Annotated in this window: 17 protein-coding genes, 1 tRNA gene and 1 pseudogene; 4 read left to right on the top strand and 15 right to left on the bottom strand. The window is 56.7% G+C overall.

From position 1 onward, the window contains the following. The first annotated feature begins 44 nt into the window (after positions 1-44). A tRNA-Met gene (locus LRK71_RS15615) sits at positions 45-121 on the top strand. A 127-nt stretch (positions 122-248) separates the two neighbouring features. Here LRK71_RS15615 and LRK71_RS15620 read toward each other — a convergent pair. The 8 genes from LRK71_RS15620 to LRK71_RS15655 all read right to left on the bottom strand — a co-directional run bounded on the left by LRK71_RS15620 (position 249) and on the right by LRK71_RS15655 (position 8841). Next, entirely contained in the window at positions 249-1103 is an 855-nt protein-coding gene (locus LRK71_RS15620) for a restriction endonuclease (RefSeq protein ID WP_232404761.1), read from the bottom strand. A gap of 68 nt (positions 1104-1171) precedes the next feature. After that, the gene (locus LRK71_RS15625) at positions 1172-2431 is read right to left on the bottom strand and encodes a type IIL restriction-modification enzyme MmeI (protein ID WP_232404762.1); all 1260 of its coding nucleotides are present in this window, start codon (positions 2429-2431) and stop codon (positions 1172-1174) included. Positions 2432-2674: 243 nt separating this feature from the next. Beyond that, the gene (locus LRK71_RS15630; RefSeq protein WP_232404763.1) at positions 2675-4612 is read right to left on the bottom strand and encodes a DNA methyltransferase; all 1938 of its coding nucleotides are present in this window, start codon (positions 4610-4612) and stop codon (positions 2675-2677) included. Between the two features lie 76 nt (positions 4613-4688). Next, positions 4689-5837 (bottom strand): hypothetical protein, encoded by a 1149-nt coding sequence (locus tag LRK71_RS15635; protein ID WP_232404764.1) that lies wholly within the window; start codon positions 5835-5837, stop codon positions 4689-4691. 173 nt (positions 5838-6010) lie between these two features. After that, positions 6011-6232, bottom strand: a complete 222-nt coding sequence (locus tag LRK71_RS15640; RefSeq protein ID WP_232404765.1) for a hypothetical protein — start codon at positions 6230-6232, stop codon at positions 6011-6013. Between the two features lie 133 nt (positions 6233-6365). Continuing rightward, the gene (locus LRK71_RS15645) at positions 6366-6614 is read right to left on the bottom strand and encodes a helix-turn-helix transcriptional regulator (protein ID WP_232404766.1); all 249 of its coding nucleotides are present in this window, start codon (positions 6612-6614) and stop codon (positions 6366-6368) included. Between the two features lie 83 nt (positions 6615-6697). After that, on the bottom strand, positions 6698-7414 hold the full coding sequence (locus LRK71_RS15650; RefSeq protein ID WP_232404767.1) for a hypothetical protein: 717 nt from the start codon (positions 7412-7414) through the stop codon (positions 6698-6700). Between the two features lie 248 nt (positions 7415-7662). After that, positions 7663-8841 carry a site-specific integrase gene (locus LRK71_RS15655; protein WP_232404768.1) on the bottom strand — a complete coding sequence of 393 codons (1179 nt, stop codon included), beginning with the start codon at positions 8839-8841 and terminating at the stop codon, positions 7663-7665. Between the two features lie 284 nt (positions 8842-9125). Between LRK71_RS15655 and repC the strand changes: the two genes are divergently transcribed. The 3 genes from repC to LRK71_RS15670 all read left to right on the top strand — a co-directional run bounded on the left by repC (position 9126) and on the right by LRK71_RS15670 (position 11383). Beyond that, a complete protein-coding gene (gene repC, locus LRK71_RS15660) occupies positions 9126-9443 on the top strand; it encodes a replication initiation protein RepC (protein ID WP_332460277.1) in 318 nt (105 codons plus the stop codon). 327 nt (positions 9444-9770) lie between these two features. Continuing rightward, entirely contained in the window at positions 9771-10151 is a 381-nt protein-coding gene (locus tag LRK71_RS15665) for a helix-turn-helix domain-containing protein (protein ID WP_232404769.1), read from the top strand. After that, positions 10151-11383, top strand: a complete 1233-nt coding sequence (locus tag LRK71_RS15670; RefSeq protein ID WP_232404770.1) for a type II toxin-antitoxin system HipA family toxin — start codon at positions 10151-10153, stop codon at positions 11381-11383. The genes LRK71_RS15665 and LRK71_RS15670 overlap by 1 nt, the downstream gene beginning before the upstream one ends. 327 nt (positions 11384-11710) lie before the next feature. Here LRK71_RS15670 and LRK71_RS20630 read toward each other — a convergent pair. The 7 genes and pseudogenes from LRK71_RS20630 to LRK71_RS15710 form a co-directional block, all read right to left on the bottom strand. Further along, positions 11711-12418 (bottom strand): annotated as a pseudogene (locus LRK71_RS20630) (IS6 family transposase). A gap of 53 nt (positions 12419-12471) precedes the next feature. Continuing rightward, positions 12472-13368, bottom strand: coding sequence for a D-amino-acid transaminase (locus tag LRK71_RS15685; RefSeq protein WP_232404773.1), 897 nt, complete (start codon positions 13366-13368; stop codon positions 12472-12474). 387 nt (positions 13369-13755) lie between these two features. Further along, positions 13756-15234, bottom strand: coding sequence for a M81 family metallopeptidase (locus LRK71_RS15690; RefSeq protein ID WP_232404774.1), 1479 nt, complete (start codon positions 15232-15234; stop codon positions 13756-13758). Between the two features lie 149 nt (positions 15235-15383). Further along, positions 15384-16823, bottom strand: coding sequence for an N-acyl-D-amino-acid deacylase family protein (locus tag LRK71_RS15695; RefSeq protein WP_232404775.1), 1440 nt, complete (start codon positions 16821-16823; stop codon positions 15384-15386). After that, a complete protein-coding gene (locus LRK71_RS15700) occupies positions 16816-17334 on the bottom strand; it encodes a TRAP transporter small permease (protein WP_232404776.1) in 519 nt (172 codons plus the stop codon). The genes LRK71_RS15695 and LRK71_RS15700 overlap by 8 nt, the downstream gene beginning before the upstream one ends. 12 nt (positions 17335-17346) lie before the next feature. Next, on the bottom strand, positions 17347-18333 hold the full coding sequence (locus LRK71_RS15705) for a TRAP transporter substrate-binding protein (protein WP_232404777.1): 987 nt from the start codon (positions 18331-18333) through the stop codon (positions 17347-17349). Between the two features lie 55 nt (positions 18334-18388). Further along, positions 18389-19675, bottom strand: coding sequence for a TRAP transporter large permease (locus tag LRK71_RS15710; RefSeq protein WP_232404778.1), 1287 nt, complete (start codon positions 19673-19675; stop codon positions 18389-18391). Between the last annotated feature and the right edge of the window lie 144 nt (positions 19676-19819).

Consider the following 19819-nt stretch of genomic DNA (forward strand, 5'->3'; position numbering starts at 1 on the left):
ACTAAATCACTCAATCGTAGCAAGCCAAAAGATACAACAACCGTCGCGGGATGGAGCAGCCCGGTAGCTCGTCAGGCTCATAACCTGAAGGTCGTAGGTTCAAATCCTACTCCCGCAACCAAATTCTTACAATGATTACAATGTACTAGCGCCCCAACGGGCGCTTCTTGCGTTTGTCCCGCCGAAAGTGTGGAAGCACTGTGGAAGCATAAGGAACGCGTTTGGGGATGTGGTGAATAAGCAACATTCTATACTCCAGAAAACCACTCTGGGTTCACGGTCACTTGCTCGACCATTTCGGTTTGCACGCCCAGCTTGTTGGCTTTCAACAAGTCGCACAGGCGCTCGCCATCGATCAAATCGATTGCCTTTGCACCGTCGCGCGTTGCTTCCTCTGAGGCTTGGCTGGTGAAATGGCCCGTGGTGATGAACAGGCCCTTATCTGCACGGCCCTCTAATGCGCCGCGAAAATCTCTGATCTCTTTTGATCCAACGCTGCCCTTGTAGCGTTTGCACTGAAAGTAGACCTGGAATGACACCAAGTTGACCCTGAGCACGCCCACGCCATCGATCCCGCCGTCACCGGATTTGCCGCGCACTTCAACCTTCACGAAACCTGCTTCCCTCAACAACCTTTGCGCCAAGCGTTCAAAGGCATCGGGCTGCATGGCCTTCATCACGTCCAACAGATTAGATTTCCAATCGTCGCCCACATCCGGCGTGTCGGGGATATCTTGAGCGCTCTCGTCTTCTGGCACTTTTCCCTGCACCTTTGCCGCCTGTCGTTTGGCTTTGGCGCGGTCGCGCTCTTCCTGCTTTACCTGCTTATAGATCGCCTGGGTGGCCGAAAGCTCCGTTATCTTGGCGCCTGTGTCGGTCAAGGCCCAGACGCCACGCGCCGAGTTCTCCAGCGCGCCGCCGCGTTTCAAATAGGTGCGCGCCCATGACAAAAAGTAGTTCACACGCGGCATATTGTTATTGGCCATCATGTAGCTTTGCTCGGCTTCGGTGACGCCTTCTAGCGATATGGCCTCTTCGTCCAGTTCCTGGATTGTGGCCGAGCCGCCAAGCTTGCGCAGCGCCTCGACTGTGGCCAGCATCATGCCTGCCAGATCCGGAAGGCTGTCTTGGTCGATTTCAAATCTGCGCATAGCTATGTCCAATCATGCCATTAGGCAGCATATTTTCCGTCGTCTGTTTTGTCAGCCTGACCAAGGGCGGCTAGGCTTTCCAGCAGTGGTTGCACGGCGGTGGTGCGGGCGCGTGCAAAGCGGCGGGCGATTTGTTCAGGCGAGGCCTCGCCCATCTCGACCAGAGCCTCGCGCACGGCGGCGATTTGGTCGGGCAAGCCTTTTGGCCATGCGGCTTTTTCCACCTTGGCGACAACGCCGAGATCCATGTCTGTGGTTTTGCCTTTTTCGACCTTGGCGCCGGTTGGGTTTTGATAGTCGGGGCGCAGCCAGCGGATATGGCCTGAAGCCTCCTCTGCCGCGCGTTCCTTGTTGAGGTCCACCAAACGCATTAGGATCTCTTCGTCGCTCAGATCAACAGGCCAGCCATAGGCATCGGCCACGGCGGCGTCGATTTGATCATGCAGATCGCGCAGGATACCGATCAGGCCCTGGTCGTAGATCTCTTTGTCCTTACCCTCGATCGCCTCGCCTGCGCGGAGTTTTTCCAGCACGTTGTACATATTGGTCAGCGTGAGTTTCGGATGCGCCGCCTGTTGGCGTTTGCGGTGCGCGTCGAGCTCCTCTCCCAAAGCGCGGAGCGTTTTCTTTTGGGGGTCTGTGAGGTCGGGGAATGGGAAGGGATCGAAGCAACGGGTTTTGTTATAACGGATATTGCCAACGAAGCCTCCTAAGCTAGCCGCGTTAGCTTCGAACCAAACTCCATGAATACGGCAGGTAAGTACACTCAGGAAATGAGTTTCATCCAACGCAAACATGACGGTTGTGCTATCACAAACCGTGTTTGTATCAAGCATGGAAAACACTCGGTTAGCGGACGTAAGTGTAGTTACAATAACTTTGTCAATTTGTTTAATTGCAGGCCTAAAGGTGCTACGGCACTCCTCAAACAACCACCACCTCTCTCTAACCGCTCTTCGAGCATTTTCACTTCTATCAGGCCAAACGTAGTCAAGTAAGTGTTGATAGATAATAGGAAAGTTCTTCTTAGCCTCCTCTTCGGTATGTGGCCAAAGATCAATTGCGAACATCGGCGCACGTTGTCTTTGGAGGCCCATGCCGTTCATCCAGAGCTTTAATAACGAGGAAACATTCGGATCATCATCAATCCACTTATTACGCTTTTCTGGGCTGATCAGAAAACCCTTTCCATTGATTTGGTAGCCAACACTGGCCAATCCAACATTTGAACTTAGAGACTTGGACGAAAGAATGTCCGCCCCAATACGTAGGTTTGCCAAAATCTTCCCCTTCTGGAGATCAAATTCAAGCGCAACACTATCTTCAGAGGCGTCTTCGGCAACTTCCTTAGATATTGTATGGAGCAGCCCTTCTCGAAGGCCCGAAGCGCAAACCGTCATAGCAATTCTAACTGCAGCTCCATCCGCCGAATCGACCCAAGGATGGTCAGGAATAGCAAATAGTATCGAAAGCGGCTTCTTAGAATCTGAGAGAAACCTTTCCGTTACTGCCCTATTGAAAGTTTAGTTGATGGAGTTTGTTGTGATCAAGCCAAATCTACGCGTTCCTTTTGGGCCAAGCGGCTTCGATGACGGACAGTAACTTGCCGCTTTTTCCCACCAATACATTACGTAATTAGCGTTCTCCGGAATTTTTGGGTATGCAACCCTCAAAGCCTCTACATAGCCATCGGAATAGGCTTTCCGAATATTGCGCAATCCAATAAACGGCGGATTGCCCACGATAAATGTCGCCTTGGGCCATGTGGTCGCTTTGGGTTTGGCATAGTCATAGACCTGCACACGGGCCTCGGGGTCTGGCACCTCTTCGCCGGTGACTTGGTGGCGCACCGTGGTCACCCCGTCCCAACGGGTCACAGGGGTGCCATTTTCATCGACACGCGGCGTGCGGGTGGACCACTCCAACACCGCATCGCGGTTCTCAATGTTTTTGAAGTCGCGCAACACGGGCTCTGACGGGGCGGCAATGCCATGGGTGCGGTAGTGCCATTGCAGATAGCCGATCCACAGCACCAGCTCTGCGACATTGGCGGCCCAGGTGTTCAGCTCAATCCCCAGAAACTGATGCGGATCAACGGTGATGAAACTGGTCTGGGTCTCGCCCAGCTCCTCCATCAGGCTGGTGACCTCGCCCTCCAGCCGTTTCATCATCTCCAGGGCGACGTAGAGAAAGTTACCCGAGCCACAGGCGGGGTCTAGCACGCGCACTTCGCACAGGTCGTGGTGAAAGTCCTTGACCAGTTTGAGCGCCTGATCGGTTTTGCCATCGGCGTTCAGGCGTTGCACCGCGATCTGCACGTTGCGCCAGTCATCGCGCAGGGGCTCCATGATCGTGGGGGTGACAAGGCGTTCGACATAGGCGCGCGGGGTGTAATGCGCCCCCAGTTTGTGGCGCTGCTTGGCATCCAGCGCACGTTCCAGCAGGGTGCCAAAGATGGCGGGCTCAACCTGTTTCCAATCGGCTTCGGCTGCCTCGATCAACAGGCCAAGTTGCAGATTGTCCAGTGGCAGGGCATCGGCATCCTTGAACAGCCCGCCGTTAAAGCGTTTGAGATCATGCATCAGCACCTGCGAAAACCCGCCGCCATTCATGGTCTGCCAAAGACCTTTCAAAGAGGGCTGGGCGTGTTCGGGGTGACCACGCAGTTTTTGCAGCAGCTCGGTGAAACTGCCTGTGGGGATCAGATCGACATCTTCGGCAAACATTGAAAACAGGCAGCGCATGAGGAACCGCGCCACGGTCTCGCTGTCATGGCCCTGGCCTTCAAAGCTCTTGCCCAGCTCGGCCAAATGCTCAGCAATTTCGCGGGTGACTTCGGCGGATTTAAGCGAGGGGTCCAGGCTTTGCGGATCGCTCCAAATGGCGCGCAGCAGATCCAGCGTCTCGGGTTGGCGTAGGTCTTCCAGATATATGCGATAGCGGTTGCCATCGGGAAACTGGGTGTAGCCCTGTCCCTGGCCCGAGAAATCGGAATAGAGCTCAATCACATGGCCGACATCGACGATCATCAGGAAAGGCGGCCAGCCGTCCTCTTTTGACACGGCGCGGGCGTAGTTGTCTGCCTGGGCGCGCGCTTTGAGCATAGTATCGTCAAACTTGGCGGTGCCGCGTTTGCCGTGCCCGGATTGTTTTGGCGCGTCTTTGCCAAGGAACATTTCAAGGGTGTTTTTGTCTTTGGTGTCGGTTGAGGTGAACTGCTTGGCCTCTAAAATGAAGTGGCCCTTCTTGTACAGATCGATGCGACCATTACGCGTGCGTCCCGTGTGGGTCAGCGTGACGGGCCGTTCAAAACGGTAGTCTAGGAAATCGCCGTCCTTGTCCGAGACATAGGGACGCTCCACGCCTAAAACCTCAGTCAGTTCGATCGCAAAACTCTGTGCAGTTGCCATTTCGCTGCCACCAGAGCCTTGCCAGCGCTCAATAAATTCTTCGATATCCATGCCGACTGCCCAAAGATTCAACCAATGGGGAAGTTGCGCATGAAAATAGGGTTTGTTCAATCCCCAGGGGGGAGTTCTACTTAAACCGATACCGCGCGGCTGCCTTGCTTAGGCGTTCTGGTAAGGTCGTGGGGTGTTCTTCTGATAGCCGTTTCAGTGTTTCGATATGGCTATCCAGGAAGTTTTGAAATTCCGCTGGCTGGACCTCAGACGCGGCAGCCCTTGATACGAACAACCCAAGAATTTGCCGGTCCAGCATCCGCATGTGTTCGGCGCGGTTGGTCTCGATCACTTCGCTTGGCAGGACGCCGGAACAGTTCTCGTGCAGGTCATTGGCGATGACGCTGGCGACTGCGTGCCAAAGGCCATGTGTGGGCCAGCGGGCGCGGTTGCTGTCACTGGTGGGGCAGGTGTAGCGGATCTTTTCGCAGAACTCGGTGTAGGCATCGCCCACCAAGTCGCGCAGATCCTGCCAGGACCGCATTTCCCAGCGGTTGCGCAGTTGTTTGGCCCCCATGCGTAGCTCACAGCGCCAGACTTGGCTTGCCAGTCGGTCGGACAGATCCAGGGGCGGGCGGTTCAATTGGGCGCGGGCGTCGTTCCAGATGGTGAGCCAGCCCAGCTTGCCCTTTTGCATGACCTCTTGCCGTTTGTCATAGATCGCCAATTGCCGGTTGGCGACGGCCCCAGCACGCAGACCGGTGACGCGCGCGCCTGTGGCATGGGTCTCGGTTTCATCGACCCCCGTATATTCCTGCACGCGGGTGCCGGGTGGCACCACCAGGGCCTCGCGGTCTGGTTCAAACCAGGGGGCCAGGAAGTCGATGGCATAGTCCACGCGGGTCACGCGCAACAGGTGATCGGCATAGCGGATACCAAACGCATCCATGCAGGTGCGAAAGTGTTTCTCTGCGGCGTCCAGGCCACCAGTGGCCAGCAGGAAGGCGCGAAAGTCTACGGTAATGCCAGGATTGTTTGCAGGGCGGTTTTCCGGGTCAAGAAAGTACCATTCCGCCCCGTACTCGCCAGTATGGGCGGAAAAGGCGGAGCCGCCTGTACGGCGCACTGAGAGAGCTACAGGACCGAATTCCACAACGGTCTCGGCATTGGTCTTGATTGCCAGGGCCTTAGCCTCTGCCAGGGCTTCCCGCAGGGCGGGCGGAATATCGGTTTCCACGGTGAATTTCAGCCCATCAAAGCCAGAATGCAGGGTATCCGCGTCCATTTGCGCTGACCTTCGCTTTCGTATTCGTGGAGGGGGGTGTTACAAGACCCCCCTTAATTTCGCCGTCTTGGCGCTGCGGTGTGGGGAGTGTTTATTGGGTGTTGCCCGCCGGTAATGGTGCCTCCGGCGGGGCAGCTTTAGGTTTTGGGGCCGGGCGGTGCCCGGCTTGGCTGTTAGTGCTGGGCGCTCAGTTGTCTGCTGATCCAGATTTCTGCGCGTTCCGCGCATTTGGCGATATTCAGCAGGTCAGAATGGAAGAACCCGGATGTGTTTTTCCACTCGCCATCCGCGTTTTTGTAAGCGCGGGTAATATCGACGGAGTATGACCCGTCATTTTTCCAGATGGTGGCGGTGGTCAGGCCCAGTTTGATTTTATGGGCGGGAAGATTAGACATGGTATGTCTCCTGAATTGAATGTGTGAATTTGGATGTGGGAAAGGCGCGGGATGCCATTTGACCCCGCGCCTTAGTGAAGCCATCCGGCCCCAAAATCCCGCGCGGTGCTGCCAAGCCCAACGCGGGCAAAACTCATGCGGCGTTGTAGCTGCTGGTGCTGCCGTGGCGGCGTGTTTCGCCCCAGGCCAGAAGGTCGCGGCGGCGATAGCGCACAGAGCGACCCGATTTGTAGAACTTGGGGCCGTATCCGGTGACGCGCCATTTCTGGATGGTGCGGACGCTTTGGCACAGGAAATCTGCGGCCATGCGTTCGTCAATAAACCCGTCCAGGTAATCCTGTGCGGGGGCGTTGTTTGTGTTGGCTGGTGTCTTGTTGAGCATCGTCAACTCCTCTTTGTTGATTTGATGCTCTTGTCTTCGCTCAATTAGAAACCAGTAAAAACAACAGTAAAATCTCCAGCAATTTACTGTTTATTGGTTTTCTTCAACTCATTGAAAAGAGGCGAAAAATGGGTACGAATACCTTCGTCCCCAGGTTTGGTATCGCTGTAGCTTGCTCCAGGTTGGATTGTCTGGAGGCACTGTCGAACGAGGGGGAAGTGGGATTTGGCTGACTTGGATATGTCTATCAAGCCCTTTTGCAAGAGAGTTGCGAAGGCTTCTTCCACATCTGCTTTGATTGATGGGCGGCCCCGTTGCAGATCCGTGGTGGTCTCGTGGCTGATACCGACAAGCCTGTCACGTACTTGTGTCGCCAGCACACGAACTTCGATGAACTCTAAGCCGTTGACCGTGAGTGTCGCGTTGTCCCATCGGACGCGGCCTGCCCAATAGGCTGCGGGGATTTCATAAGGCTGACTTTCCATCCGGCGGGGCGGCTCGAATCCATAGCCAAAGAGATTGCCGTGTGTCAGGTGATGCAGAATAAACTTGCGCATTCGATCATCCCATTCCGTACGTGCAGACAAGATCTTTTGCGGTTCCGTAAGAACTTCGCTCACTGCATCAACGCCAGATCGGCCAGTTTCTTGCATCTTGGCCATGGCGTCAGACCAGGCCGTTATCGCTGATGCCTCATAAAGACGTTTGTACTCTGCCTTGTCCGCTTTGGGAGCGAAGGAATGAGGAGCTTGGTTTAAGCGGATGCCGCGTTGCCAAAGGGCCTGGAGGGTCGTGGTCATGGTGTTCTCTTATGCTTTTCTTCAAATAATCTGTCAGGGCGACGCGGCAATAGGTTACCTAGGCATATGATCTTGGTCGGTGGCTCACGCCCCCCCTACGTAACATAACGTAACGCGCGAGGCAGCCGGTCCGGTAGGCAATCCATTTCCTACGTATAGGTAACGGTCGGTGAGTGGGTCTAGAAACCCTTATACGTAACGTACGGGATTGGCAGCAACCTCGGCTCCCAACGTATCGTTACGTGGTCCTATACGGCACGCAACATCGGTCGCCTCAAATCCCCGACGATAGATCCCAGCCGCGCGGCATTTTCTTCCGCTGCCTGCCGTACCGGATCATCCGCCAGATGGGCGTAGCGCATCGTGGTTTGGATCTGGCTATGCCCCAGCAATCGCCCGACCATCTGAATAGGCATGCCAGAGGATACGGCATTCGACGCATAGGTGTGGCGCAGGTCGTGGATGCGGACCCCGGCCAGACCTGCCCGCGCTCGGATGCGTCGCCAGGGGTGCTGCAAATCTGTGGCGTATTTTCCCGCAAGCTTGCCTTCAATGACATAAGGATTGCCGGGGCTGCGCGGCAAATGGGTCAGGACGTCCCGTGCAGGTTGGGGCAGGGGGATGCGCCGCGCCCCTGTCTTGGTGTCCGGCAGTTCCATCCCGGTGTCGGTAATGTAATCCCATTTCAAAGTCTGGATCTCCCCCAGGCGGCACCCGGTCAGGATCAGCAACCGGAACGCAGCCACCACAAAGGGTGTTTCCGTGCCGTCGCGTTCAACCTCACTCAGGACATGGCCAAGGCGTTGCAACTCATTCTGGTTCAGATAGCGCTCGCGTTTGATTTCGCGGTATTTCGGAACATGGCGGCAGGGATTTGAGCCATCCGGGCGCAGCCCCCAGATCTCAGCCAGATTGAACATCTTGGAGAGCACGCCCAGGGTGCGATTGGCCTGATAAGGCTTGTCGCGGAACTTATGGTGTAGCTCGGCAATGTCGCGGCGTTCCACATCGACCACCTTGAAACTGCCGATGGCGGGAACAATGAACAGGTCGATGGCGCGGCGGTATTCCTTTTGCGTCGAAGGCTTGCAGCGTTCCTTGGCATGGGCCTCAAAGAACCGTTCACAGAGCGCGGCGATTGTGGGGGCTTTGCGGTGCTGGGAAATGTCCTCGGCGGGGTTCTCTCCCTTGGCGACCTGTCCCATGATCTCTTTGGCCAGCTTGCGGGCCTCTTCCACGGTGATCTTGCCATGCCGCCCCACCGAGACTCGCCGGGTGCGCCCGCCCTTGCGATATTGCGCCTGATAGGTCTTGGCCCCGGATGGCATTACCCGCAGCCCAAACCCGGCAATCTGGCTGTCCCAGACAAAGTAATCTTTAGCCGTTGGTTCCAACGCATCAACTGCGCGTTTGGTGAGTTTTGCCATCTCTTTTTCCCTACCCCTGAAAGCTCTCGTGGAAGCACTGTGGAAGCAACTGGAAGCACACCACGGGGTAAGGCGTAGAAGGTGAGCGCGCGGCGCGTCAATTTAAAATAAGCAATAACAATAAGATAGAGTGGGTGGGCGCGAAAGGGCGTAGCCCGTGCAACTCGGCCTAGGCTCTCTCATAACCTGAAGGTCGTAGGTTCAAATCCTACTCCCGCAACCAAAATTAGCGAACAAAATAAGACACTTAACGCCTCCCTTGGGAGGCTTTCTGCGTTGCTGCTATATGGGCAGTGCTACGGTGGTGCTACGCACCACAGCAAACAACAGCAGCATATCTGAAGGATTGGGGCGATCTTCATCGGGTTGCGGGGCAATTGGGGCCCATGATTGGCGTTTCCGAGCATGCCTGGAACCTCGCTCAGGACCGACTTGGGCCTCAAATCGCAACAGCGTCGCTGGTTCTGACCTTTGACAAGCATTGCGCCGGTGAGGTGGCTTCTCCGGGCGGATATCTGCGGGGCATTGTCCAAAAAGCCGGGGCAGGGGAGTTGCACCTCGAGCGCAGCTTCTATGGCAGGCTCAGTGGGCAAGCGGCATGAAGAAGGCGGTCCACCGGTCGATGCCCGCAGGTTTACTGAACAGTGAATCTGCTGGATTTAGCAAATATGAGTCCGAACCTTTCGCGAGCCCGCCTGGGTGCTCTACCATAGATCATAGTGCAGGGCAGGGGATGTGCTAGAAGTGTTTTTCGTGCTGTTCTGCGAATAAACCGGAGATAAATTCGTTTTATGTGGTTTAGATCGGAGTTTATAACGGATTATGATGTGAAACCTTGATTTATGTGAGGCGTGGCTTTATACCGGAGAAAATTCCGGGCTAAGCCTTTGAATCCGGAAAAATGTCCGGCGTAACTCTTGGAGAATGTTGTGAGCTCGTTGCAAGTTATATCCGCTTTGTCGCAGCTCGGTCGCGATATCCAGACGGCGCGCAAAAGGCGCCGCATGTCGGTTGCTGATTTCTGTAGCCGGATTGGTGTCAGCGACAAGACACTTGCAAAGCTTGAGAGGGGCGATGGTGGTGTCCGGCTTGAGACCTTTGCCATGGCGCTCCTCGCTCTGGGTATGCTGGACCGGTTGGCTGAGATCGCAGACCCATCTTCTGATTCCACTGGCATCGGACTGGATAGGGAGAAACTCCCAGAGCGCATTCGGCAGCGCGGCGCGGGCATCAAAACCATCCCCGTTAAATCGAAAGATGCGCCAAAAGGGACGGTTGTTGTTGATGATGATGAAGGGACAGCATTTTAATGCCTGAGGCTTTTGTTGTTCTTGGGGACGCCTGTATTCCCGTCGGTCGTTTGATTTTTGAAACCGATGGACGTCGGTCTCACTCCACTTTCATCTATGATGAACGATGGCTTGAAAACCCGATAGGGTTTGATCTCGCGCCGGACATGCCCCGCGGCCGCGCGCCTTTTCATTCTTCGGCAGAGGGGCGAGAAAGCCGTCGTCGAGATGTTCTGGCGGGGCCCTTCACGGACACATCACCTGATAGTTGGGGACGAAAGCTCATTCGCCGGGTGCATGGCGAGGGCGTGGCGGAGTTTGACTATCTGGTTGCTGCCGACGACAAAGCTCGCCAGGGAGCCTTGCGGTTTTTGAATGAAGAGGGTGAGGTGTTCCACCCGGATCAAGCCCCTGTGCCACGCCTGGCAAATATTGAAGAGCTTCGGGCGATCGCAGCACGGTATGAGCGGGATCCGGATGGAGCTGAAGCCGAAGCGCGTGATCTTGTAGGCGCAGCGGGTTCGCTTGGTGGTGCGCGCCCCAAAGCCAATGTCGTGGACGGTGACGACCTGTGGATCGCAAAATTCACCTCAATTGATGATACATGGCCCGTCGAAAGGTTGGAAATCGCGACTCTCAATATGGCGCACGCGGTCGGTCTTCGAACACCAGAAGCGCGGCTTGAACTGGCGGCGAGCAGGCACCCTGTCGGTCTCATCAAGCGCTTTGATCGCCGCCAAGGTGGTCGCCTCCCTTATATGTCGGCCCGTACCGCTTTGGGGAAAAGAGGTTCTGCCCATGGGTACTACACCGACATTGCGGATGCTCTTCGTCAAATGTCTGTTCTGCCAGACAGGGATATTCTGGAGCTGTGGCGGCGTCTGTTGTTCACCGTGCTGATCACAAACACTGATGATCATCTCAAAAACCATGGTTTGCTCTATGTGCGCGATAATCGGTGGCGCCTGTCACCGATGTTTGACGTAAACCCGCAGCCACGCAGGCAACCCACTTTGGAAACGGGGATCAGCGACATTCATGGCTTTGAGCCTTCCGTGGAAGCGGTGATAGATGCCGCACCCTTCTTTGATATTGAGGAAGCTGATGCCAAGACCATGGCCAGGGAAATGGCAAATACGGTAACCGAGATCTGGGGCGAAACGCTCCGCCAGCATGGCATTACCGGGGCCGCGCATAGAAGATGCGCACCAGCCTTTGAACATGAGAGGATGGAGACGGCTCTCGGTTTGTAAGCTGGTTCAGCTGCAGCAAATTGATTGCTGCATTGATGAATGTCTGAGGACATAAGCCACTAGGAAAGCTAATAAAACTATGGCTTTGGTCAGGTTCACACGGATCCGGTTGCGGCGGTGCACGTTCCGTTTTCAACCTGCTTCAATACAAACGCTTTCCGCGCAACTGTGAACTTGCTCTTCTTCATCGGAATCTCCTTCCACCATTCCTGGAATTATGTGTGGAAAATCCGAGTTTCGGCTGGTACAGCTTTTAGACAGTAGGTCTCTAGGGGGACTGTTGCATTAGTTCGCCCAAGTCGCAGGTGATCAATTCGGTGTGTTGGGTTACGCGGCTTCGAACAGCGCACTTATGAACTGGATTTCGCCTCTGACGCCTGGTTGTTTGTTATGAATGTGGCCACGTTTGATGGTTCGGATTGTCTCGATCCCGCTGAGGGTTGCTTTGGCTGATCGCAAGGTTCGGAAACTTTGTCGGTAGCCGAGCAGACGTTTCATGGCGGCGTGATCGCTCTCGATCAGGTTGTTTCGCCATTTCTTATCGATATGTCGGATGCTGTCGAAGTGCGGATCATACCGATGATTGATGTCGCGAATGACGCGCCTATAAGTCGGCGCTTTATCAGTGCAAATCGTGACGGGACGATGGAGCCGCACGCGTTCAATCGCCTTGTTTATAGAGGCCTTCGCTGCTTTCGTATCGCGCCGGGCGGTAAGGCGGAAGTCGACCATCTGGCCATTTGCGTCGACGGCGCGCCAAAGCTATCGCCACTTGCCGCCAACGCGAATGTAGGTTTCGTCCACGTGCCAGTCGACACTGGCACGCCGCAGATGTGTCTCAGTCCGCTTGGTCAGTTCAGGACCGAACTTCTGCACCCAGCGATACACCGTAGAACGATCAACCGCGATGCCGCGCTCGGCCAGTAAGTCGACAACATCCTGATAGGACAAAGGATAGCGAAGATACCACCGCACGGCACAAAGGATGATCTCACGCGGAAAACGGTGGTGCTTGAACGGTGACTTGCGCGGCATGCCCAACCCCAAAAAACCAAACCCGGCGATTAATGCAACAGTCCCCCGTAAAGCTAATACGGCTGCCCGCATAAAGTGCGACATGGCGGCATGACCGCCCTGAGGCTTTCCTCCAAGTAGATCTCGCGCAGGCGCGGCGCGACCCTGCCTGGGGTTCCGTCGCCCAGCTTGACGCCGTCGATCTCGACCACCGGCATCACGAATTGCGCGGCGGAGGTGATGAATGCCTCGTCGGCCTGCTGCGCCTCGCCAATGGTAAAGCTGCGCTCCTCGACCTCCAGCCGCGCTTCAAAGGCAAAGCGCAGCACGGCGGCGCGGGTGATGCCATGCAGGATATCAGTCGATAGCTGGCGGGTGATAATCTTGCCGTCCTTGACGATATAGGCGTTGTTCGAGGTGCCTTCGGTGACAAAACCGTCCTCCACCATCCAGGCGTCGTCGGCGCCCGCCTGCATGGCCATCATCTTGCCCATGGACGGATAGAGGAGCTGGACCGTCTTGATATCGCGGCGTCCCCAGCGGATGTCGTCGATCGAGATCACCCTGATACCGGTTTTCGCCACCGGATTGTCGGCAAGACCGGGCCTGGACTGGGAAAAGAGCACCAGCGTTGGTTTCACCTGGGCGGGATTAGGAAACGCAAAGTCACGGTCGCCAGCCGAGCCGCGCGTGACCTGCAGATAGATCGTGCCTTCGGTCATATCGTTGCGGCGGATCAGTTCGCGGTGGATGTCCAGCAAATTGTCGAAGGCCGCAGGTTTTTCGATGCCAAGCTCGGTCAGCGAGCGTTCGAGGCGGGTCCGGTGGCCGTCAAAATCTATCAGCTTGCCATCCAGCACGCCGGTGACTTCATAAACGCCATCGGCCATCAGGAAGCCACGGTCGAAGATCGAAATTTTGGCTTGGTCTTCCGGCAGGTAGTCTCCGTTCACATAAACGGTGCGGGTCATCGGGTCATCCTCTCTTGGGTTTGTCTGCATGGTTCGCGCGGAGTTAGGCCGGGGTGCCCTTGGCACTCCTGCACGGGCAGAGGCCGGGTCTGACGGTCTGCCCGCGCAGGTTTGTGTGCAAAGGGCGCACGATTGTTGTGCCTTTTCGGAAAGGTAACCGGTTCATGCACTGCCACGTGCGTGGCGCTCCCGGGATATTGGCAGAATGCATTTCTACAATGTCTCCGAAACGCTCTGGCGGACTTCAAATTTCGGCGGGCCTCATCGTTCAACGCCCAGCATTCGTGATCGGTTAGACTGTCGGGGCAGTGCGCCAGTTGCAAGCTGCTGGAAATGGACAGCGGAGCAGACCTTCAGTATCGCAAAGTCGACTGTCTAGGATTCTGGTTACCCCGAACCAGGTGTCGTTTTGGTGGTTTGCGCAAACGGGTCGCCCACGCGCGGAAAGTAGTTGCCGTCGCGTTTAGTGAGCGGCAGTTTCGCCCGGTCGATTTCGCAGGCGCCGGGACTGCCCATGTGGATCACCTTGGCGGCAATCGGGGCGAAGCCTGCGTAGAAATGGTTCATGGATTTCACCACCAACGCCCTCATCTGCGTGATGTCGATGCCGAGATCGGTGAACACGGATGGGTTGAAACACTGGGCGCGGATCGAATTGACGAGGATATGCACGCCGTCGGCTTCCAGCCAAACCACATCGCCGATGTTCATTGCGGCATCGCCAAGAAACTGCGTCACATTCTTGCGGATCGCGCGGACCGTTGCTTCAAGGTCAACGGGATCACCGGATTCCGGCGCGATCTTGCCACCCACGCGCACCTGCAGCCGTGCTCCTTCTCCCGCATCCTGGCAGATGGCGACCAAAACCGGATCCCAGAACAGCGCCAAGGCAACGTCAGTCATACCCCGGTCAAGCATGGCGCGCAGCACGTGGGTCGACTCCGAAGGTGCCCCTGCTCCGGGATTGTCGGCCATGTCCGCCAGCACATAGGGCCGGTCGCGCGCCGCCGCGACCTCGTCCAGCGCGGCCTCGATCCCCGGGCGCGGAAAATAAAGCTGATGACGCAGAGCCCATAACCGGCGCCCGAACTGCTCAGCCACTGCGCTGGCCTTTTCAGCGTCGCCGTCAGTGATGGCGATCATCCGCATTCCGACCCTCTCCACGTCGCCGTAAGAAAATCCGTGGGTCAGTGACAGAGACAGCACACCATCCTTGCCTTCGGTCTGCTTCATCTCCTGGACGAATGTCCGGCCGGGCTCCATCAGGGTTGGAACCATGACCAGCATCCGGCAGTCATAGTCACGCATCAGCGGCCTGATCTTGCCCTCGGCGGTGTCAGCCGCGATCTGAAACAACTCACGCGCGCGCTCGGGGGCGTCGATGTGGGGGTATTCCTTAAAACTGATAATCGCCGTGGCATTTGTCAGCATGTCTTCGGTCATGTGATTGTGCGGATCAAGTTCCAGCCCGATAAACTGATCCGCCCCCAGAATCGCGCGAGCACGTTTCATCATGTCGCCTTCGCAATCCTCATAACCATCGGCCACCATCGCGCCATGCATCGAGATCAGGAAGATATCCGGCATTGCGGCTTCTAGATCGGTCAGGATTTCGTCGCGCATCGTCTCGTAGACCGATCGTGGCGTAATCCCAGCAGGCTCGGCAAATGTCGACAGGCTCTCGACCACTTCCCAGCCACGATCCTCGGCCATCCGCCTCCATTCATGCAGCGGCGCCGTGAACAGGTTTGCTGGTTCGCGTGTCGCGGTACGGGTGTAATATTTCGCCTTCCATGCGTTCCAGCCGGTTGGAAGTGGCGCATAGGTGTTGGTTTCCGTGGCCAGGCAGGCAATGAAGATTTTCATGTCACTCTTTCTTTCGGTCCGATGTTTGGCGTTCGAGGCAGGCGTACCTAATAAAAGCACGGCCTGACCGGGCGCGTTTAGACGAACAGGTTCGCCGGAACGCAATTTCAACGCATGGCTTCAGGTATTCGTTCGCTCGGATTTCGCCCTCAAACGCGGCGGATCGCCATGCCCGGCCGGGCGCCGGTCGGACTTCCATCGACCCATGTGCACTGTCCGTTTACGAACACACGTTCTATACCCATGGACGCTTGACAAGGTTCTTCGAAACTGGCGGTGTCGATAATTGTCACCGGATCGAACAGCACGAGATCAGCAAAGAATCCTTCCTGCAGGATACCCCGGTTTGCGAGTCCGAAATTACGGGCTGTCAGTGAGGTCATCTTGCGCACCGCCTGTTCCAGCGGAAAAAGTCCGACGTCGCGGGCATAGTGGCCCAGAACCCGGGGGAAGGTGCCCCATGCGCGCGGATGAGGATGCACATCCTGCACGATCCCGTCCGAGCCGATCATAGTGTCGGGATAGGAAAGAATTCGCCGGACGTCCTCTTCGTTCAACTGAAAATAGACCGCTCCGCCCGGAAGCAACCTTTTGGCAGCAACTTCGTCCGAACAGCCCATTTCCCGGGCGATGTCAGAGAGGAACCGGCCAGACGCTTCGGGCATGGCTTCGGACCAGGTTATCAGGACCCGCTCGCTGATGGCCACCCGCTCGGGCAAGAGCACCGTCGAACTGGCGACATATGGGTACACGTCCAGCCCAACACTTTGCGTCTTGCGCGCCTCGTCGATCAGCTTCAGCGTCATTTCTGATTTGCCGTGATTGGCGCAGCCGACGCATTTGTGATGCGACACGATCACCGGCACACCCGCCTTGGCGCCGATCTCGAAGGTCTCTTTCAAGGAGGCGGCGACACCGTCCGCCTCATCGCGCATATGGGTAACGTACAGCGCGTTGAATTTGGAGAGTGTCTGGGAAATCGAGATCACTTCCTCGGTCGGCGCCTCGCGTGCGGCCGGGTAGTAAAGCCCTGTTGAGAGTCCAAGTACTCCAGCATTCAAAGCATCTGTCAGCAGCGCCTGCATCTGGCCTATTTCGCCAGCCGTTGCCGGTCTGTCCATGTGCGACATAACGGCGTGGCGCAGGTTCGAATGGCCACACAAACAGGCGCTGTTCACCGCTGCCGGAGATTTCTCCAACGCGGAAAAATAGCTGGCAAAGTCTTTGAACGTCCGGCGCTCGCCCTGAACGAACAGTGTCAGCGGCGGCAGCGGATCAGGGCGGTCCGGCAGTACCGGGGCTGCGCTGACGCCGCAGTTGCCGTTGATCACCGTGGTCACTCCCTGACTGATTTTTGGTTCAAGAAGAGGTGTTTCGAGAATAGCGTAGTCATCATGGCAATGGCAGTCGATAAACCCAGGGGCCAACGCCAGGCCCTCGGCGTCTATTTCGTGAGCGCCTGATGCGCCGGACAGGTCGCCGATGGCGGCAATCCGGTCGTCCGTAACCGCCAGATCACCGAAGACAGATGGGCCGCCTTCCCCATCAATCAGGCGCGCGTTGCGAAACAGGATGTCAAACTCAGGCATTGGACTCTGCCTCCTCTTTGCTGGATTTGTCACCAGCCCAACGGGCAGCGAGATGCAGTAGGATGACGCTCAGCGAAATCGGCACCGCGATCGCGACATAGACTGTCGAAAACTCGAGCGTCTCCGAAAAGGTCTTGGAATGCCGCATGAGAAACCCGCGCGAGACACGCATGCCTGGTCCGAAGAACGAATAGAACAGCACAGGAAGAACGAATATTAGAACAGAAAGGCTCTGCGCCAACATCGCAATCCGCTGCATTGCAAGCGAGCGATTGGGTTGAAACACGGCTGGGTCGAAATACCGTTTGAATGCCAGCGTCGCGCCGAGCAGCCCTGCCCAGATCATCAGGTAGCGCGAAATCTCTTCGGTCCAGACGGGCGGCTGAAAGAAGACATATCTAGCAAATACTTGAAGCATCACGATAGAGACCAGCAGGATGATGGCCACAGTGGCGATGCGGAACAGAACCGCATCGACCACGTTGCTTGCTGAAACGATCAACTGTCGCATTGCGCACCCAACCTACTTGCGGACCTTGGCAAGCGCATCGTGATACGCTGCAAGGGCTTCTTCCGACAGCACGTCTGAATGCACGGTTTGCGCCAGGGCACGCATCTTATCACGTTCGCCCGGAGCCAGTTGAGTGACCGTTACGCCTGCTTCCGCAAATTTCGCCTCAACCTTCGTGGCCCAGTCGACAACCCATGCCCGATTGGCGGCAACGCCTGCTTCGATTGCTTTTTCAATCGCTGCCTGATCGTCGTCCGACAGACCAGACCACCAGTCTTCCGAAACCATGACAACGCGCATGGAAGGCACCAGATCAGCCGGAGTGAAATGTTTGAGATATTGCGTGTGGCCAAATCGAAGTGCCGAGTTGGGCGGGTTCACATAGCCGTCGACAATGCCAGTTTGAAGGGCGTTCGCGACCTCACCCCACGCCACGACAGCCGAAGCAACACCCATGGACTGGTAGAAGGCAACTTGCCCCTTGTTGAGAGCGCGCATCCGAAGGGTTGTCATATCGTCCAGTGCAGCGACCGGTTTCCTCGAGTTGAAGATACCGGCATCCAGACCACGCTGGTTGAAGGCAACCAGCCTCACGCCGCTTTCAATCAGGGGACCGTTCAGCTTGTCCAGCAGATCGGTACTGGCAAAGGCGGCATCGAACTCTGCGGTGTTCTCGAACAGGAACGGCAACAACAGACCGCGAACCATGGGATTGATCGACGCGGGCGTCGTAGAAGTAGACAGGTTCACATGGATCAGACCTTGTGAGGTTTGCCCCAGACGCTCTTTTTCAGAACCAAGAGAATCCGTTGGGAAGACCTGAACGTCCATGCCGCTGCCTTCCAGCGCATCGCGGAAGCCTACGATAAAGGCGTATTCCGAGTTTGTCTCAATGTCCTCTGCCCCATTCATCGCGATCTTGATCGTTTCTGCTAGCGACGGTGCGGCGGAAGCCGCAACAATTGCCAGCGCGGATATGGCTGCTTTCCAGTGTTTCATATCTTTCTCTCCTTGGTTTTCGTTGTTTGGGTATCCGGCACGGCCTGACCCTCGGTTAGGGCATCAGGCCCAGCCAGGTCGGAAGGGTCAGGGAAATGGATGGGAAGGTGACCAACACAGCCAGCAACAGAACTTCGATCAGAAAGAACGGTAGGGTTGCCTTAATCAGCTTCCAGTAATTCGCGCCTGTGACGGCAGCGATGATCAGGATCACGCCCCCTAGTGGCGGCGATAGCAGGCCCACCGTGATATTGAAGCAGATCACGATACCAAGATGCACCGGATCGACCCCCATCAGCAGCGCAGGAGGCACGAAGATCGGTGCCAGAAGGGCAACCGCTGCTTTCACGTCCATGATCATACCAGCGATCAGGAAAACGATGTTGAGCACCAGAAGATACTGTATCTTGCTCAGGCCAAGCGCGACGACCGCGCCCGAGATCTTCTGCGGCCACTGTGCCAGGGCGGTCACGTAGGTAAAGGTCGAAATGGCGCAGAGAATGATGAAAATTGCCCCCAGCAGCATCAGGGTGCGCTCTGCGGCAAGCACCAGTTGCTCTTTGTTGAGCTCCCGGTAGGCAAAGCCGATGATCAGCGCCGCCACGACAGCGATCCCGGCGGATTCGGCCGGCGTCATCCAGCCGAACAGAACACCGCCTAGGATGATCATCGGCAAGAGCAGGGCCGGAAGCGCCTTGCGCGTACTGGGCCAGAAGGCGGGCAGTTCGCTCCCCTTGCCGCCCGGATGGTCATAGACATGTGCTGCCACACCGTTCACCGCCAGCAACACGCCACCCAGCAACAGGCCCGGCAGAATGCCCGCTGCGAACAGCGCCGCGATCGGCGTATTCATTAGGGCCCCATAAAAGATCAGGATAACGCTTGGCGGAATGATCGGCCCAATAATTGATGAGGCGGCCGTCACGGCTGCAGCGTAATTCAGTGAATAACCCTGCCGCTGCATCTGTGGCACCAGCGTGTTGGACAACGCGGCGGCATCTGCCGCCGCGGACCCGCTGATGCCGGCAAAAAACACCGAGGTCATGATGTTTACGTGTCCCAGACCGCCCTTGAAGCGTCCGACGATGGACATTGAGAAATTGATCAGCGCTTGTGCGATCCCGCCCCGGTTCATCAACTCCCCGGTAAGGATGAACATTGGCATGGCCAGGAATGCAAAAACATCAAGCTGGCTGAACATGCGTTGGGGAAGAATGGCGAGATATTCCGGCCAGCCCATCACAATGAAGGTAAGGACCGACCCAGCGCCAATGGCATAGGCGATGGCGCCACCGAGCACCAATGTCCCGATAACGTAGCCGACGACTAGCCACCCGGTCATAGCGCAACCTCCGTTGGTTGAAGTTTACGATCATTCGGGGTGCGGTCCGTGCCTTGACAGACGCCAGGGTCGGTCACCGTAAACTGCATACAGGGTCGTCCGGCTCCACCGCGCGAATCCCAATCCAAGCCATACCCAGCTCCA

Source organism: Pseudophaeobacter flagellatus (assembly GCF_021228235.1).
GTDB classification, from domain to species: Bacteria; Pseudomonadota; Alphaproteobacteria; order Rhodobacterales; family Rhodobacteraceae; genus Pseudophaeobacter; species Pseudophaeobacter flagellatus.